11 protein-coding genes are annotated in these 16012 nt (G+C 45.7%); 6 read left to right on the forward strand and 5 right to left on the reverse strand.

The window, feature by feature from the left end; genetic code table 11:
- Positions 1–42: 42 nt before the first annotated feature.
- The 4 genes from putP to CTT30_RS21680 form a co-directional block, all read right to left on the reverse strand.
- Complete coding sequence (gene putP, locus CTT30_RS21665) at positions 43–1530, reverse strand: sodium/proline symporter PutP (protein ID WP_252036968.1); 1488 nt, start codon at positions 1528–1530, stop codon at positions 43–45.
- A gap of 76 nt (positions 1531–1606) precedes the next feature.
- Positions 1607–2305, reverse strand: coding sequence for a 1-pyrroline-5-carboxylate dehydrogenase (locus tag CTT30_RS21670; protein WP_239835592.1), 699 nt, complete (start codon positions 2303–2305; stop codon positions 1607–1609).
- Between the two features lie 22 nt (positions 2306–2327).
- On the reverse strand, positions 2328–5447 hold the full coding sequence (gene putA, locus CTT30_RS21675) for a bifunctional proline dehydrogenase/L-glutamate gamma-semialdehyde dehydrogenase PutA (RefSeq protein ID WP_239864701.1): 3120 nt from the start codon (positions 5445–5447) through the stop codon (positions 2328–2330).
- Positions 5448–5635: 188 nt separating this feature from the next.
- A complete protein-coding gene (locus CTT30_RS21680; RefSeq protein WP_252036969.1) occupies positions 5636–6451 on the reverse strand; it encodes an AraC family transcriptional regulator in 816 nt (271 codons plus the stop codon).
- A gap of 459 nt (positions 6452–6910) precedes the next feature.
- Here CTT30_RS21680 and CTT30_RS21685 point away from each other — a divergent pair, with 459 nt between their 5' ends.
- The 3 genes from CTT30_RS21685 (at position 6911) to CTT30_RS21695 (ending at position 11049) form a co-directional block, all read left to right on the forward strand.
- Positions 6911–8023, forward strand: a complete 1113-nt coding sequence (locus CTT30_RS21685) for a PEGA domain-containing protein (protein ID WP_239835595.1) — start codon at positions 6911–6913, stop codon at positions 8021–8023.
- 147 nt (positions 8024–8170) lie between these two features.
- On the forward strand, positions 8171–10003 hold the full coding sequence (locus CTT30_RS21690) for an SUMF1/EgtB/PvdO family nonheme iron enzyme (protein ID WP_252036970.1): 1833 nt from the start codon (positions 8171–8173) through the stop codon (positions 10001–10003).
- Positions 10004–10329: 326 nt separating this feature from the next.
- Complete coding sequence (locus CTT30_RS21695; RefSeq protein ID WP_252036971.1) at positions 10330–11049, forward strand: helix-turn-helix transcriptional regulator; 720 nt, start codon at positions 10330–10332, stop codon at positions 11047–11049.
- Between the two features lie 29 nt (positions 11050–11078).
- Here the strand turns inward: CTT30_RS21695 and pdxH are convergent, their stop codons facing one another.
- A complete protein-coding gene (gene pdxH / locus CTT30_RS21700; protein WP_239835598.1) occupies positions 11079–11714 on the reverse strand; it encodes a pyridoxamine 5'-phosphate oxidase in 636 nt (211 codons plus the stop codon).
- Positions 11715–11994: 280 nt separating this feature from the next.
- Between pdxH and CTT30_RS21705 the strand changes: the two genes are divergently transcribed.
- The 3 genes from CTT30_RS21705 to CTT30_RS21715 are packed head-to-tail and all read left to right on the forward strand — an operon-like array spanning position 11995 to position 16011.
- On the forward strand, positions 11995–13386 hold the full coding sequence (locus CTT30_RS21705; protein ID WP_239835599.1) for an HlyD family type I secretion periplasmic adaptor subunit: 1392 nt from the start codon (positions 11995–11997) through the stop codon (positions 13384–13386).
- A 46-nt stretch (positions 13387–13432) separates the two neighbouring features.
- Positions 13433–14095: a transglutaminase-like cysteine peptidase gene (locus CTT30_RS21710; RefSeq protein ID WP_252036972.1), complete on the forward strand. Its 663-nt coding sequence runs from the start codon at positions 13433–13435 to the stop codon at positions 14093–14095.
- Between the two features lie 5 nt (positions 14096–14100).
- Positions 14101–16011: a bifunctional diguanylate cyclase/phosphodiesterase gene (locus tag CTT30_RS21715; RefSeq protein ID WP_252036973.1), complete on the forward strand. Its 1911-nt coding sequence runs from the start codon at positions 14101–14103 to the stop codon at positions 16009–16011.
- The last annotated feature ends 1 nt before the right edge of the window (position 16012 follow it).

Below are 16012 nucleotides of genomic sequence, written 5' to 3' on the forward strand. Positions count from 1 at the left end.
CATTGCCGAATATCGGGGCTTTATGTTTCGTCGGTTTACCGCTTACTCAAGCTCAGTAAGCTGTTTTTCAAACTTCGCATGCTGCACTTTTACCGATTCTTCTGGTTCACCTGTCGTCATGCTTACAACCACAATTGCGATAGTAGAGAAGATGATTCCCGGAACAATTTCGTAAACATCGAACCAACCACCTGTTAGTTGCTTCCATACCACGATAGTCACACCACCAATCACGATACCTGCAAGCGCACCGTTGCGGTTCATACGAGACCAGTACAAGCTAAGCACCAATGCTGGACCAAATGCAGCACCAAAGCCTGCCCAAGCGTAAGACACTAGGCCAAGAACTGAACTGTCTGGCGTCATCGCTAGGATTAGCGCCACGATAGAGATAGCCACTACCGCAATACGGCCAACCATCACAATCTCTTCAGACGTAGCGTCTTTCTTCACAAGCTGCTTGTAGAAATCTTCTGCCAATGCTGAAGAAGAAACCAAAAGCTGTGAGTCCGCAGTACTCATGATTGCAGCCAAGATCGCCGCAAGAAGAACACCTGCAACCACTGGGTGGAAGATAGAGTTCACCAGTAGCATGAAGATCTTCTCGCCGTCATCAATGGATACGCCAGAGTTGGTAACGTAAATCAGACCAACCAGACCAACCAGCATTGCGCCAACCATAGACAGTGCAGTCCAAATCACAGCGATACGGCGAGCCGTGGTCAAATCTTTGTTGCTACGCGCTGCTTTAAAACGAGCCAGAATGTGTGGCTGACCAAAGTAACCTAAGCCCCACGCAACCAAAGAGATGATCGCAATCGCTGACAGCGGTTCACCTTTTGTGTCATTCCAGAAAGTCAGCAACTGAGGGTTGATGTTGGTGAGATCAGAGCTTAGTTGACCAAAACCACCTTCCATCGCTGCAATAGGTACAATCATTAGCGCCGCCGCCATCAGAAGGCCTTGTACAAGGTCAGTCCATGATACCGCTAAGAAGCCACCAAACAATGTGTAAGAAACCACACAAACCGTACCAATAATAACTGCTGTGGTGTAATCCAATCCGAATACCGTTTCAAACAGTTTTCCGCCCGCTACCAGACCAGAGCTGGTATAGAAAAGGAAGAATAAAAGGATAAAGAAAGCAGAGATAACCTGAATCAGTTTCGAATTATCGTTAAAGCGACGTGACAGGAATTCAGGCAACGTCAGAGCATCCGTCGTAATACTGTAAGTACGAAGACGCTTAGCACTGATCAACCAGTTCAGCCAAGTACCCACTAACAGACCACCTGCTAGCCAAAATGCTTCAATACCGGCAGCGTATGCATAACCAGGAAGCCCTAGTAGTAACCAGCCACTCATATCTGACGCACCTGCGGAAAGGGCTGCTGGCCAAGGGCCTAATGAACGGCCACCCAAGAAGTAATCCGCTGAGTTTTTCGTTCGTTGGTATGCAATAACGCCTATTGCCAGCATCAGAATGAGATACGCAATAAACGTGGTCGTAATAGCAAAGCTATTTTCCATGTGTTTGTCCTCTTATAAAAGATCGCCTTCCATGAACGCCCCCACTTACACAGAGTGAGGGCTCTCTGAGAAAGGATTAGTGGGCTTCACTCCCAAGCTCTAGCAAGGTCGCGTTTCCACCCACTGCTGTTATATTTATTGTTCTCGTTCGCTCTGTGATAAAGCGAAGCGATAAGTGTGGATCGTGTGCAACCGGAATCGCAGTCACGTCCGTTTCCGAAACTAGGCCAACAATCGCGCCTGAACGTTTCGCTAATTGGCGGTTGATTGTACGTTCAACCTCCTGATTACCTATGTATCCAACACTACGTACATCCGACTCCAGCAACTGATGATATGCATCAAGAGAGGCAAATTGTAATAGATTCATAGGTAGGGAAGACTGCTTGTAGGCAGCTTCCAAATCTTGGCTAAGTTGCGCATCATCACTGCACAAGATGATGCTATTACCAGCAATTAAGGCCGCTGTCAGCTGAGCTACGGTCGCCTGCTGAGAAGACGCTGATGCCTCCTCTTGAATTATGAGCGCCACCCCACGGCCAGCGGTATACAACTCGTTAGTTTCGCCTGTCGGACCAATCAATTGGTGTGTTTCAGCCAGCAGGGCTGAAGCATGCTCAATATGATAAGCCATCACGGACGCTAAGTTTTTTTGCTCTAACTGCAAAGCCTGTTTAAAAGAAAGCAAACACTCACTTTTAGAATCAAAGCTAGTCAGATTCCAGTTTTCCCAAGCTGAGTAAGCATCAGAAAAACGAGTTACTTGATGAACCATAATCTTTCTCCTTACCAACAGATTAAGAAAACGAAGTTTGTGTAAAACGGAATAGGTAGTGCGGGCCGCCAGCTTTTGGCCCCGTACCAGAAAGGCCCTGACCACCAAACGGTTGCACGCCAACAACCGCACCCACCTGATCACGGTTGATGTAGCAGTTACCCACACGTGCGTGTTTTTCAATCCAGCGGTAAGTGGTTTCGTTGCGGCTATGAATCCCCATAGTCAAACCAAAACCTGTGCTGTTAATGCGATCTACAATCTGATGCAGTTCATTGGCCTTGAAGCGCACAATATGCAGAATCGGGCCAAATTGCTCTTCTTCTAAGCACGAAATATCACGAATTTCAAAGGCACTTGGTGCAACGAAATCACCGTGTTGATGTTCTTCACCCAAAGTAAGTTCAGCCACTTTCTTTTCCGTCGCGGTCATACGCTCAATATGCTTAACCAGTTTGGTTTTGGCTGTCGTATCGATAACCGGCCCCACATCGGTGGAATGAAGATAAGGAAGGCCGACACTCAGTTCCTGCATCGCCCCCTGAATCAGTGCAACGATGCGATCAGCGATGTCTTCCTGAACATACAGTACGCGCAAAGCACTACAACGCTGGCCTGCTGAGGCAAACGCAGAACGAATAACATCACGTACAACCTGTTCAGGTAGCGCTGTACTATCGACAATCATTGCGTTTTGACCGCCTGTTTCCGCGATAAACGGAACTGGCTCAGCATCACGAGCCGCCAATGTTTGATTGATTCGTTGCGCTGTTGCCGTTGAACCCGTAAAGGCAACACCAGCAATGGCAGAGTGAGAGGTTAATGCCGAACCGATTTCAGCACCGCGACCTGGCAGCAATTGAATAGTCCCCGCAGGGAAACCTGCGTCATTCATCAGCTCAACTGCACGTGCAGCAATCAAACTAGTTTGCTCTGCTGGTTTAGCGACTACTGTATTACCCGCAACAAGAGCAGCGGTAATTTGGCCGAGGAAAATCGCCAGTGGGAAGTTCCATGGACTGATACAGACAAAGACACCACGTCCTTGACGAGACACTGTACGAGATTGGCCATCAAAGCCTTGTAGCTGAAGCTCACCTAAAGCATCAACCTGCTTAGCGTAGTAGCGACAGAAATCAACCGCTTCACGCACTTCATCAATGCTGTCGTGAATTGTTTTACCTGCTTCCTGATGGCACAGTGCCACAAGCTCAGCGAGGTTTTCTTCTAGCAGGTCAGCTAACTTATCCAGCTTCTCTGCTCGTAGCGCTTTATCACTCTTCTGCCAATTTGCAAATGCCTGCTGTGCACCTTCGATCGCTGCGGAAACATGATCAAGAGATGCAAAGGCTACCTGACCGACTTTAATACGGCGGTCATAAGGCGCTGTGACCACTTCAGTATTCACATTTTCCTTGATCATGCTTTCAGCATAAGCTTGACCATTGATGATCGGGCCTGCCATCCATTGCTTATTTAAGAACCCTTCAACAGCTTGCTCAAAAGGCTTCGCCTCAGACTCCACATCAACGTTGACACCGTAAGAGTTACGACGCTCAGGGAATATTTGTGGTGGCAGTGGAATATTGACATTATTCAGCGTATCAAACGCTTTCAACATATCGACAGGATGCTGCGTCAATGTTTCAACAGGACAACGAGCATCGACTAAGCGGTGTACAAATGAGCTATTTGCACCATTTTCCAACAAGCGACGCACCAAATATGGTAAGAGATCCTTGTGGCTACCCACAGGTGCATAAATACGAACTGGCTGCTGGTAAGCTTCCATCGCATGGTTATATAGGGAATCCCCCATGCCATGTAAACGTTGGAATTCGTAATCTTTATGCTGAGCCATCACTGCGATTGATGTGACGGTTTGGGCGTTGTGACTGGCGAATTGAGGGAAAATATTACCGCGAACATTTTCAGAAAGTAGGAATCGAGCACACGCTAGATAAGCAACATCCGTCGCTTCTTTGCGAGTATAAACTGGATAGTTATCGTAACCAGCTTGTTGAGACCATTTTATTTCACTATCCCAGTAAGCACCTTTAACTAGGCGCAGCGGAATCAAATCGCCCTGCTCTTTTGCCAGGCCATTAATCCAAACCAACACAGGCAATGCACGTTTTGAATAAGCCTGAATTACCAGACCAAACTTGCCCCAACCTTTGACTAAGTCACTGCGATACACTTTTTCGAACAACTTGAGTGACAGTTCAAGACGATCGGCCTCTTCTGCGTCAATAGTGATCGCCACATCAAGTTCAACAGCGCGGCGAAGTAGCTGCATTAGCGTATCAGCTAACTCAGTCATCACACGTTCTTCGTTTGCCACCTCATAACGTGGATGAAGTGCAGAAAGCTTGATAGAAACGGAAGGCGCAGGGCTGGTCTCTAACCCATATTTATCGCGTCCAACCGCTTCAATTGCCATTAAGTAATCTTTGAAGTATTTGTTAGCATCTGCAGTGGTCAGCGCAGCTTCACCTAGCATATCGTAGGAATAAGTGAAGCCTTTATCACGCATGTTGCGACCATTTTTCTGAGCTTCCGCAATGCTTCGACCCAAAACAAACTGATGGCCCATCACCTTCATAGCCTGATGCATCGCTTTACGAATCACTGGCTCTGACATCTTGTTGACTAGGCGATTGACTGCTGAGACAGGACTTTGAGAATCCGCTTCAGGAAGCCCCACCACTTTGCCCGTCAGCATCAATCCCCAAGTGGACGCGTTAACGAATACAGAATCTGAATTCTTAAGGTGAGATTTCCAGTCAGCAACACTGAGCTTATCTCGGATTAAAGCATCAGCAGTCGCGGAATCCGGAATACGCATTAGCGCTTCGGCAAGACACATCAACAAGATACCTTCTTGAGTATCTAAACTGTACTCAAGCAGCAGGGCATCAATCATCTGGATTGATTTTTTGTCTGCGCGGATGGTTTCGATCAGCTCAGTTGTTTTCGCGGTGATCTGTGCTTTTTCAGCATCAGTAGGGATTGCCAAAGGCAACAATTGTTCAAGCCATTGGGATTCGTCCACCATATAAAGTGGCGAGATCAATGACCACAGTTTGTTAAGCGGCTGCTCAACAAACTCGGCATTCAACACATCAGTTGCTGTAAACATGCGTTTTCCTCAATCTCAAACCTGATAAATTCATCAGGATTCTTACAATGGTTTGCAGTGTATTTTGAGCGCGAGAGGATTACTTGTCAAAAGCTCCGAGTTTTTTGCTAAAAACTCTGATTATTAACAAAACAAAAACAGAGTCACATGCAAATGAGCAAAATAATATATGGTTAATCTTTTCTTATTTAACCAAATTGTTTCTTGTAGCGGGATGGAGACATGCCTTGCAGTCGAGAAAAGGTATGGGTAAAAGCGCTTTGACCAGAAAAGCCTGTCAGTTCTGCTACTTGGCCAAGTGAAAGATGCCCTTTTTCAATCAGTGATTTAGCCATATCAATACGCTTACCGAGCACATATTGATGAGGTGTGATTCCCATCTGTTCTTTAAATAAGTTGTGAAATTGACTTTCACCCAGAAAGACACTACCAGCTAATTGAGCAACTGAGATCTTTTGACTCAGGTGCTGCTCGATATATCGATCAATCGCCTCAAGGTCGAAACGCGATTCTTTGCGCGAAGGAGCAAACGTCGACATATGACGCTGGAGAAGTGCGATAACCGTATCGTTGCAGGCACGACTAAGAAGCAAGTCTTCCGGGTTGGAATGCATCTCAGCCACCAGCATTTGTATGAGCTTCTGGATTTGCCCGTCGAGCTGAAAATAAGTATCACGTTGATTGATTTCATTGAGCTTTTGTAGCATCAAGGGATCATCTCCTGACGGAGGGGGCATGTTCAAAACTAGGATATCTGACTGGCCGACCACACCACCAAACGCATGACCTGAACCGGAGCTCACAACACAACCTTGGCCCGGACCAACTAAATTACCAAACCCACTGACTTCAAACTCCGCCTGCCCTTTCAGGCCGATGACTATCTGGGTATAGCTGTGATCATGGCAATCCATATAAGAAGGCAATGTCACCAGCTCCGCAGGCTTAGGTGACAAAAGTTTGGCATGTTCACCAGTCAATGCTGGGTGCTTAGATGAGCTCATAACACAGTTTTGTGATCTTAAATGACACTAGAGTCGCATGTTATACCAAAAACTTCTCAATCCGAAATCTATTCAACCTCATATGCAATCGAGCAAATACTAACCTTGATCTAGGCTTAAAACTGGGTCCCTAAAACAGGATAAAGCTGTTCAACATAAGCTTCGGAAGAATGATCAAGTGCACATAAATTACGGTATATGTCACTTCTAGCCACATTTCTTTTTGCAGATGCTCAATCTTCACTTGCATATTTCCCCAATCAACTCAAAATGATAGGTAGCATCCAAGTTTTATATACACTCATGAGATTATTCTGCTCAAACGCTGATTAATCTGTTAAAAGAAAGATGCAGGGATAAAAGAAAAACTTGGGAGAGACAGGGGAACAAGGACTGTCAAAAGTTTGTCTTTTTTGGGTTTTTACGTTGGTAATAAAACGTTAATTGTTGCAGGGAAATATGATAACACGTCGCATCCCAGCGCTTTTAATTGCGCTAAGCCCTATATGGGTATCGACTTCGGTTTTTGCGGAAACGGCTGACTCTGCCGATCCTGTCGCAGCTATCGATAGTAAGTTAGAAAACAAACAAAGCGAACTGCAAGCGCTAGGCGCTGAGTTCGAAGGTGAGTCCGAACGTTTACAACAACTTAGGGCTGAACTGAGCAAATACCAGCGTGAAGAGCAAGAGCTCAACGCTAAGCGTAATCGCGCTAAGTCTGCACTGGACAAACAATATAATCGCCTTCTAGACGATCCAGATGTCGATCTGCTGTCTTTCCAACAAGAGTACCAGCAAGCTTGGTCCTCTGTGAAAGAAAACCAAACACAAATTCTTGAACAAGAGCAAGCCATTACCGAGCAGGAAATGCGTTTATCTCAGATAAAGCAGAAACGCTCTCGTATTAACTCCGAGCTGTCTTACCTTAAGGAACAGAAAGTAGAGGCACGCGTTAAACGACTCGATGCCGAACTTCGTGAAAGTGACGTACTCAACACCGCGTTTAAAACCACATGTTCAGCAACAATGACATTGGGTGAGTGTACTAATCAGGGTAAATACCTCACCAAGCAACGTGCAGTCAATACATTCAAAGCTAAGCTACTTGACGGTCTAACCGAAGCGAACCTTGCCAAGCAAAACCTGAAAGGTGTTCAGCTCAACGTGTTTGTTCAAGAGAGCCAAATTATCCGCTCAGGCTTCGAAGGCAATAACAGTTACTACACTGAAATGCAGGCACAGCTTCAAGCTCGTCCAGAAGCGTCAGCAGCATGTAAACTACTAAATGTCTCTTCCCGTTACTGCCTGAATGGGGCGGAAGTGACGAAAAAAGACCAAAGCAACAACAAAGAGAAAAGCTGGGCAAACATTACCGTTCGCTCAGATCAGTATGAAGATCGTGTCACCATTAACGGTGTCAACTATGGTAGCACGCCAGTCGAAGTTGTCCTCCCTAGGGGTAAGCATCAGTTCACTGTTTCTAAAGACGGTTTCCAAACTTACAATCGCACTATTGCCGTCCATGGCAATGACACAGTTTGGGTTAAGCTACGTCCGGATTCAGATATTTAACCCACTTCTCTTTTTAGAAAGAGGGGGATTGCACAAAATTGACCAAAAACGCCACTTTGTCGTAAGTTATTGCTTTATAACTTAAGACAAAATGGCGTTTTCGTTTAGAATAAGCCCATCAGATAGAAAAAATTGTAGAAATAGATAATGCGAACTGGTTTACCAACGCTCCTTCTTCTTGCTTTGTCACCTTGCTTTCTCACTGCCAATGCTTTGGCCCAAGAGGCGCGAGACCCTATTGTCGTGATCGACCAGCAGTTATTTGACAAGCACGAAGAGCTAAAAGCAGCAATACAAGCTCGAGATGAGCAAAACGCAAAGTATGAAGAGCAACAACAGTCTGTCGCAGAGTTAACCAAACTCGTCAAATCTTTGGATAAAACACTCAGCGAAGCCAAAGCGAACCTCGAAAGCGACTATTCTCGAATGATTGACAACCCAAGCATCGATTTAGCTGCAACGCAGGAAAAATACCAAGACGCTTGGTCAAAGGTAAAACAAAACCAAAAGCAACGCCTATCTGAAGAACAACAGCTGCAAGAGCTCAAGCACCAACTGGATCTTGCCAATAGTGAAGTCGAAGCCATCGAACAAAGCATTGAAGTTTTAGACCAAAATAAACTCCGTGCTCGCGCTGAACGTCTTCAAGAAGAGCTGCAACAAGCTCACACTTTATCCGTCAGCTTTACTAACCGTTGTCAAGCGGATATGACCATCGCTCAATGTGATCGCCAGACACGTGACCTTGCCTTGCAAAAAGCCGTCAAGCAGTTCCAATCCGAGCTTATTGCTAACACCAGTGAGCCTCAAGTCGTCAAGCTGAACGCCAACAAAGTACCTTTCAATATTCATGTACTGCGCTCAAAATCCAAAGAATCGGGCTTCTATGATGGTGTTCGCTACCGAAGCCTGATGGATGTGGAAATGCAAGCTCGACCAACCCAAAGCGCAGCGTGTACATTGCTCGGTATCGATAAACAATACTGTTTTGAGCCAGAAACTTTGAGTGACAAAGATGCGTTTGTCAGTAACAAAGAAGTCGCTTGGGTCACCTTGACCATTCGCTCCAATCTTTTTGACGATAACGTAACGATCAATGGTGTTAACTACGGTAGCACCCCTGTAGAAGTCATGCTTCCTGTTGGCCCACACATGATCACTGTTGAGAAAGAAGGCTACCGCTCCTTCCACCGCGAGCTGACTGTAAAACGTGACCAAAATCTACGCGCAGTCTTGGTTGAAAAAGCCAATCCTCTACGTGAAGGTGACAAGTTCGCAGACTCCCTAGGGTCAGGGCTTCAAGGGCCAGAACTCTCTACCATTCTTTCTGGTCAATATCTTGTGGGTGAACACGGTTCCAAACAACTAAAGCTCAAACACCCATTGGGGTTTGGAACTACACCGATTACCGTCGGACAATTTAAAGCTTTTGTTGATGCGACCAACTACCAAACCGACGCAGAATTAACAAACACCTGTACAGCTATCGTCAAAGGTGAAGTGACACCGATTTCAAAAGGTTACTGGCGAAACCCGGGCTTTAAACAAGCATCCAACTCCCCTGTTGTTTGTGTGAGCCGAAATGATGCGCAGGCCTATGCTAACTGGTTAAGCAATAAGACTAATCACAGCTATCGATTGCCAAGTGAAGATGAGTGGGAAATTGCCGCTCGAGCAGGGGCTGAAACTTATTACTGGTGGGGCGATCAGTTTATTCCCAACCAAGCTAATACAGGTTGGGGAGGTACTCCTTGGTCAAACAAGAGTACTTCTCCCGTTAATGCCTTCAAACCCAATCGTTTAGGCATTTACGACACAGTGGGCAACGTTTGGCAGTGGACTAGCGATACCCGAGGTTTGCTCAAAGGCGGCGCATGGAACTTCTCTCCGGATATGGCCGCTGCGCATCAGCAGCTGTCATTGTCCAGTTCGTCCGCAGCTAACTATGTTGGCTTCCGAGTTGTACGTGACATCCACTAAGTAGACCAGCAGGGGGGGGATTTCCCCCCTTTTTTATACCCATAATCCAGATAGAATCAGTTCTGAGTTCAGCCAACACTGAGCTTAGTATCGATTGGTACGTCTATACTCAGTTCCTCGTACTGAGTTCATAGAACCTCTTCTACACGTCGACAAGAACAATTCTTGTGTTTGCCAGCTCTCCTGTCGATTGCTGGCAATTTTTTATTCAAAGTACAATTCAAATATAGCCAAAATTTCTTATATTCAGGCCATCAACTGCAATCAGGAATGGATTGGCGGATTACTCATTTGATATCATATGTCGAATACTGTGAACGGCAGGAATGACCTTGGAACCACACTTAATATCCCTGTTTAATCAACTACCTGGTTATTGGGGCTGCAAAGACCGCAACTCGATTTTTGCTTATGCGAACCGCGCTTACGCCAAGTTGATTGGTTTAAATTCACCACAAGACTGTATTGGTCTCACAGATCACCAAATGCCAAGTCCCACCACTAAATGCGCCAGTGACTTTCAAGAGCAAGATCGTTTTGTCATTGAAAATAAGCGGCCAATCAAAGTACTCGACATACACCCCTACCCAGATGGCACTTGGCACACTCATATTTTTAGTAAGTCCCCATGGTTGGATGCACAAGGTAATGTACAGGGAACCATATTCTATGGGCAGGAACTGACAGATACTGCCATTCTCGAAGTTGGGCATTGGATTTGTCGAGCGACTGGATTGCACGACGAAGAACGGATATCACTAAATCATCTGTCGCCCAAAAATCACCAAATAAAGCTGACGACACGTGAATCTGAAGTCCTTTTCTTGCTGCTGTATGGCAAGAAGCCAAAATACATCGCAGACATCATGAACATCTCAACCAAGACGCTAGAAAACTACGTGCTCCATCTAAGGGAAAAATTCGGTGCTCACAGTAAAGCACAGTTAATCGATATGGCGTTGGATGCAGGATTTGGCTCACACATACCACACACGCTATTACGCACTCAACTTTCGGTCGTGCTCAATAATGAATACGCCGCATAAAGCGGCGTATTGTGTGAGTAAAAGTAACGCTATGGAGCCAGTCGATCGATGTGCCACTCACCGTTTGCTTTGGAGAACAGGAATCGGTCATGCAGGCGGTGATCCCCCCCTTGCCAGAATTCAATGCTTTCCGGCTTAATACGAAAGCCGCCCCAAAAAGTAGGTACAGGAATCTCACCTTGAGCAAACTTCTGCTTCAGCTCAAGAAACTTACCTTCCAATACTCCGCGTGTTGAAATTCGGCTGCTTTGTTTACTGGCAATTGCAGCCAATTGACTCTCTTTAGGCCGTGAGGAGAAATACTTAATGTTCTCCGTAATACTCAGCTTCTCTGCCACACCCGTAATATGGACCTGACGCTCTAATGGATGCCACGGGAAATGAAGGCTTACTCGAGAGTTACCTTCTATTTGCTGCGCTTTACGGCTACCGAGGTTGGTATAAAATACAAACCCTTGAGTATCAACGTGCTTCAACAAAACGATTCGCTGGAAAGGTTGACCCTGCTCATCTACCGTCGCTACGGTCATGGCCGTTGGATCGGTGAGCTTAGCGTCAATCGCTTGCTGTAGCCATAAGTTGAACTGATCCACTGGGTTAGCTTTAAGATCTTTTCTACGCAAACCACCCTTACTGTATTCACGGCGGATATCTTCGAGTTCCATCTTCTCTCCTGCGAAATTTTTTTGCTGATTGTGCGCTCATATATACATGAACACAAGCGTATGTACCACATTGCCTGAGAATTTGATGTATTAGAAAGAGCTGTCGTTGGCAGATAACAAGTTATCAAGAAAAATACCCGTATATACTTAGTACAACTGATTGATTGTTTTCTATTATGTAAGTGTTTGATATAGCACATCGTTCTAACAGCTATAACTTAACATTTGCCAATTTGAATAATAGAATCAATCGAATACGCCAAAGCAACAAGGAACATCAATGAGTCAAGACAGCTACAACAAGCTCTCAAGTAATGAGCTTGAGTATGTGGATGACAAAACGGCAGCACTTCTACTCAATACACCGAGTAGTGCTCGTATTATGCTGTGGGTGATGGTTCTATTTTTCATTCTGGCGGGTATCTGGGCTTCATGGGCTCAAATCGATAAGGTGACCGTAGGGCAAGGAAAAGTTGTTCCCTCTTCTCAAGTACAAATAGTACAAAACCTTGAAGGTGGGCTCGTGAAAGAAATTCTTGTTCGCGAGGGACAGGTGGTTCAAAAAGGCCAGCAACTACTGTTAATCGATGATACTCGCTTCCGCTCTGATTTTCGCGAACGAGAACAACAAGTCGCCAACCTAACGGCAAGCGTGCTGCAGCTCTCCGCTTCCATCACGAGTGTCACTATTAATGAAGACTTCAGTGAAAAATCTTGGCAGAAAAGTGTCCAGATCGATTTCAGTAAGCTTGCTTTCCCGCCCCAACTTGAAGAGCGACAGCCTAAATTGGTTGAGCGTCAGCGCGCGGAATATCGTCAGGATTTAAACAATCTGCGTAACCAGATTTCTTTAATCGATCAACAAGTCAAACAAAAACAGCAGGATTTAGTAGAAATTCAAGCCCGAGTCAGAAACCTGCGTGAAAGTTATAACTTCGCACGCAAAGAGCTAGAGATCACTAAACCCCTTGCGGATGAAGGTGTAGTACCACGGATTGAACTACTCAAGCTTCAACGTCAGGTAAACGATACTCGCCGAGAAATGACCTCCAGCGAACTGAAAGTTCCCGTACTCAAATCAGCGATTAAAGAGTCTATGCTTGGTCGTATTGATGCCGCACAGAAATTTCGTTCAGAGCAACAAGAAAAGCTCAACGAAGCGCAGGATAAACTTTCTGCTCTTACTGAGTCTACCGTAGGTCTAGAGGACAGAGTGAATCGTACGGTGGTCATTTCCCCTGTCACTGGCACGGTCAAAACACTCAATGTCAACACTGTGGGTGGAGTTATACAACCGGGTATGGACATCGTGGAGATCGTCCCAAGCGAAGATACGTTGCTCGTCGAAGCTAAGATTGCTCCACAAGATATTGCATTCCTCCGCCCTGATTTACACGCCATTGTCAAATTCAGCGCTTACGATTTCACCAAATATGGCGGGTTGGAAGGAACGCTTGAACACATCAGTGCCGATACCACCACGGATGAAGAAGGTAATAGCTTTTATCTTGTCAGGGTTCGAACCAAAGAAACCAGCCTCAATAACGATACCTCTTTACCTATCATTCCTGGCATGACTGCATCCGTCGATATCATCACAGGCAAACGTACCGTCATGGAGTACTTACTCAAACCTATTTTAGGTGCCAAAGGCAACGCATTGAAGGAATAAAAATGCCAACAACCAGTACGACAAATAAGGTCAGAGCTTAGCCCACATGAAATATTGGCTAATAGCTCTGCTTATTATTTTGGCTTCCACGGCTTCACAGGCGCTTAATACTCAAGAGCAGCGCTGGGTTGAAGCTGTACGCAACACCTATGGGGACAGAGCAGGGAAGCGGGTCGAAACTTGGCGTCGTGAGATGGAACAATTTAAAGGCTTGTCAGAAAGGCGGAAGCTTACCGAGGTCAATAATTTCTTCAACCAACTGAATTTTGTTAACGATGATCGTTTGTGGGGCAAGAAAGACTACTGGGCTACCCCACTCGAGTTCTTGGGCAGTAATGCTGGGGATTGTGAAGACTTTACCATTGCCAAATATTTTTCTCTGCTCGAGCTAGGCGTCTCAGATAGAAAGCTGCGTTTGGTATACGTGAAAGCCATCACGCTAAATCAGTTCCATATGGTGCTCGCATACTATTCGAAACCCAGCGCAGAGCCTATTCTGCTCGACAACATCGATCCACAAATCAAAAAAGCATCCAAGCGCCGAGACTTATTACCGATCTACAGTTTCAACGGTAAAAATCTTTGGCTAATGAAATCGAAACAAGGGCAACTGGCAGGAAAATCATCCCGACTCAGTCTGTGGAATGATCTTCGTGCCCGTGAAAAATCACTCAAACTGAATAAACCAATAGTGAATTACGATGAGTAGGCAATATGACTTTATATAAACAGCTTGTCGCGGGAATGATTGCTGTATTTTTGATGCTGATGGCTTCGGTTTTCATCATCGAATTTAACACCACGCGCAATAACTTAGTGCAGCAGCAGCGCTCAGAAGTGAATAACACCATTAATACGGTCGGCTTGGCTTTGGCTCCCTATCTAGAGAGCAAAGATCAGGTCGCAGTGGAATCTGTTATCAATGCTCTATTTGATGGCAGCAGTTATTCCGTCGTTCGACTGATCTTCTTAGATAGTGGCGAAGAGATTCTGCGCTCTTATCCAGTCAAACCTCTCGATGTACCAGAGTGGTTCACCAACCTACACTTGTTTGAAAAAATTCACGATCGGCGTGTAGTGACCAGTGGATGGATGCAATTAGCCGAAGTTGAAATCGTCAGCCACACTGGGGATGCCTACACCCAGTTGTGGAACGCATTCGAGCGTTTGGTTGTTGCTTTCAGCCTGATTTTTACTATTGGTCTCTTGGCCATCGCCTTTATTCTTAAGCGTGCCCTTCGTCCTCTTCAACTCATCGTGGAGAAAATGGAACAGGTGGCACGCAATCAATTTGGAGATCCTCTGCCTAGACCAACCACGAAAGATTTAATCTATGTCGTTGATGGCATCAACAGTATGTCCGCACAGGTAGAGAAATCCTTCCAAGCTCAAGCCAAAGAAGCTCAACAGCTACGTGAACGCGCGTATATTGACCCTGTTTCTGGGCTTGGCAACCGCGCTTACTATATGAGCCAGTTGAATTCATGGCTTGGTGAAGGTGGTTTTGGTGGTGTAGCCATTCTTGAAGCCAGCTTTATTCATGAGTTGTATGAGGAAAAAGGTTACGAAGCAGGCGATGGCATGGTACGCGAGTTAGCGGATCACCTAAAAGTGTCTTTGACTTCGCCGGATGTGACGCTTGCTCGTATATCCTCTGCCGAGTTCGGTTTTATCTTACCAAACATAGATGAAACGGATCTTAAACTAGTGTCAGAGAGCATCGTAACTTATGTTCAAGACATCAATGCTGACCCGACCGGCATGGCCACATCGAACTTATCGCTTGGCGTCGTCTACAGCGAAGCAACTAAGAGTGCGTCTGAAGTGCTCACCATGCTAGATAATGCTTTAGCCACGGCAAAATCCGACCCAGAAATAGCCTACGGCTACGTCACCGGTAACAGCTCCGAGAACCTGATGGGTAAACAACAGTGGAAGACACTAGTCGAAGAAGCGATGAGCAATGACTGGTTCCAGTTCCGTTTCCAAGCTGCCAATGACGGTTGGGGTAAAACTTATCACCGTGAAGTCTTCTCTTCTATAGATAAAAATGGTGAGCGCTTTAGCGCTAATCAATACTTATTCGCTCTTGAGCAGTTGAATGCCAGTCACCTGTTCGATGAGTATGTGATCAAGGCAATTGTAGAACGCTTAGAAAATGGCGAATTTTCCGAACCCATCGCGATTAACGTCTCGCAAAGCAGTATTGCTCAACCGAGCTTCATCCGCTGGGTCACTCAGATGCTAAACCGACACAAATCGGTAGCACATCAACTACACTTCGAAATTCCTGAAAGCTGTTTTGTGAATATGCCACACCATACTGCTCTATTCTGTAATGCTGTGCGTAATGCGGGTTCAGATTTTGGTGTAGATAACTACGGGCGTAATTTCCAATCGCTGGACTACATAAATGAGTTCCGCCCAGCGTACGTGAAACTGGATTATCTCTACACACACCATCTGGATGATGAGAAACAGAAATTTACCCTGACTTCTATCTCACGTACCGCACATAACCTTGGGATCAAGACCATTGCGTCGCGAGTTGAGACACAAACCCAGTTGGACTTTTTGTCTGAACACTTTATTGATGTCTTCCAAGGCTTCATTGTCGATAAGTAAA

This window comes from Vibrio coralliilyticus (assembly GCF_024449095.1).
Classification (GTDB): Bacteria; Pseudomonadota; Gammaproteobacteria; order Enterobacterales; family Vibrionaceae; genus Vibrio; species Vibrio coralliilyticus_A.

Coding starts and splice junctions, on each gene's coding strand:
- putP (WP_252036968.1), bottom strand. CDS start 1,530: ATGGAAAATAGCTTTGCTATTACGACCACGTTTATTGCGTATCTCATT.
- CTT30_RS21670 (WP_239835592.1), bottom strand. CDS start 2,305: ATGGTTCATCAAGTAACTCGTTTTTCTGATGCTTACTCAGCTTGGGAA.
- putA (WP_239864701.1), bottom strand. CDS start 5,447: ATGTTTACAGCAACTGATGTGTTGAATGCCGAGTTTGTTGAGCAGCCG.
- CTT30_RS21680 (WP_252036969.1), bottom strand. CDS start 6,451: ATGAGCTCATCTAAGCACCCAGCATTGACTGGTGAACATGCCAAACTT.
- CTT30_RS21685 (WP_239835595.1), top strand. CDS start 6,911: ATGATAACACGTCGCATCCCAGCGCTTTTAATTGCGCTAAGCCCTATA.
- CTT30_RS21690 (WP_252036970.1), top strand. CDS start 8,171: ATGCGAACTGGTTTACCAACGCTCCTTCTTCTTGCTTTGTCACCTTGC.
- CTT30_RS21695 (WP_252036971.1), top strand. CDS start 10,330: ATGACCTTGGAACCACACTTAATATCCCTGTTTAATCAACTACCTGGT.
- pdxH (WP_239835598.1), bottom strand. CDS start 11,714: ATGGAACTCGAAGATATCCGCCGTGAATACAGTAAGGGTGGTTTGCGT.
- CTT30_RS21705 (WP_239835599.1), top strand. CDS start 11,995: ATGAGTCAAGACAGCTACAACAAGCTCTCAAGTAATGAGCTTGAGTAT.
- CTT30_RS21710 (WP_252036972.1), top strand. CDS start 13,433: ATGAAATATTGGCTAATAGCTCTGCTTATTATTTTGGCTTCCACGGCT.
- CTT30_RS21715 (WP_252036973.1), top strand. CDS start 14,101: ATGACTTTATATAAACAGCTTGTCGCGGGAATGATTGCTGTATTTTTG.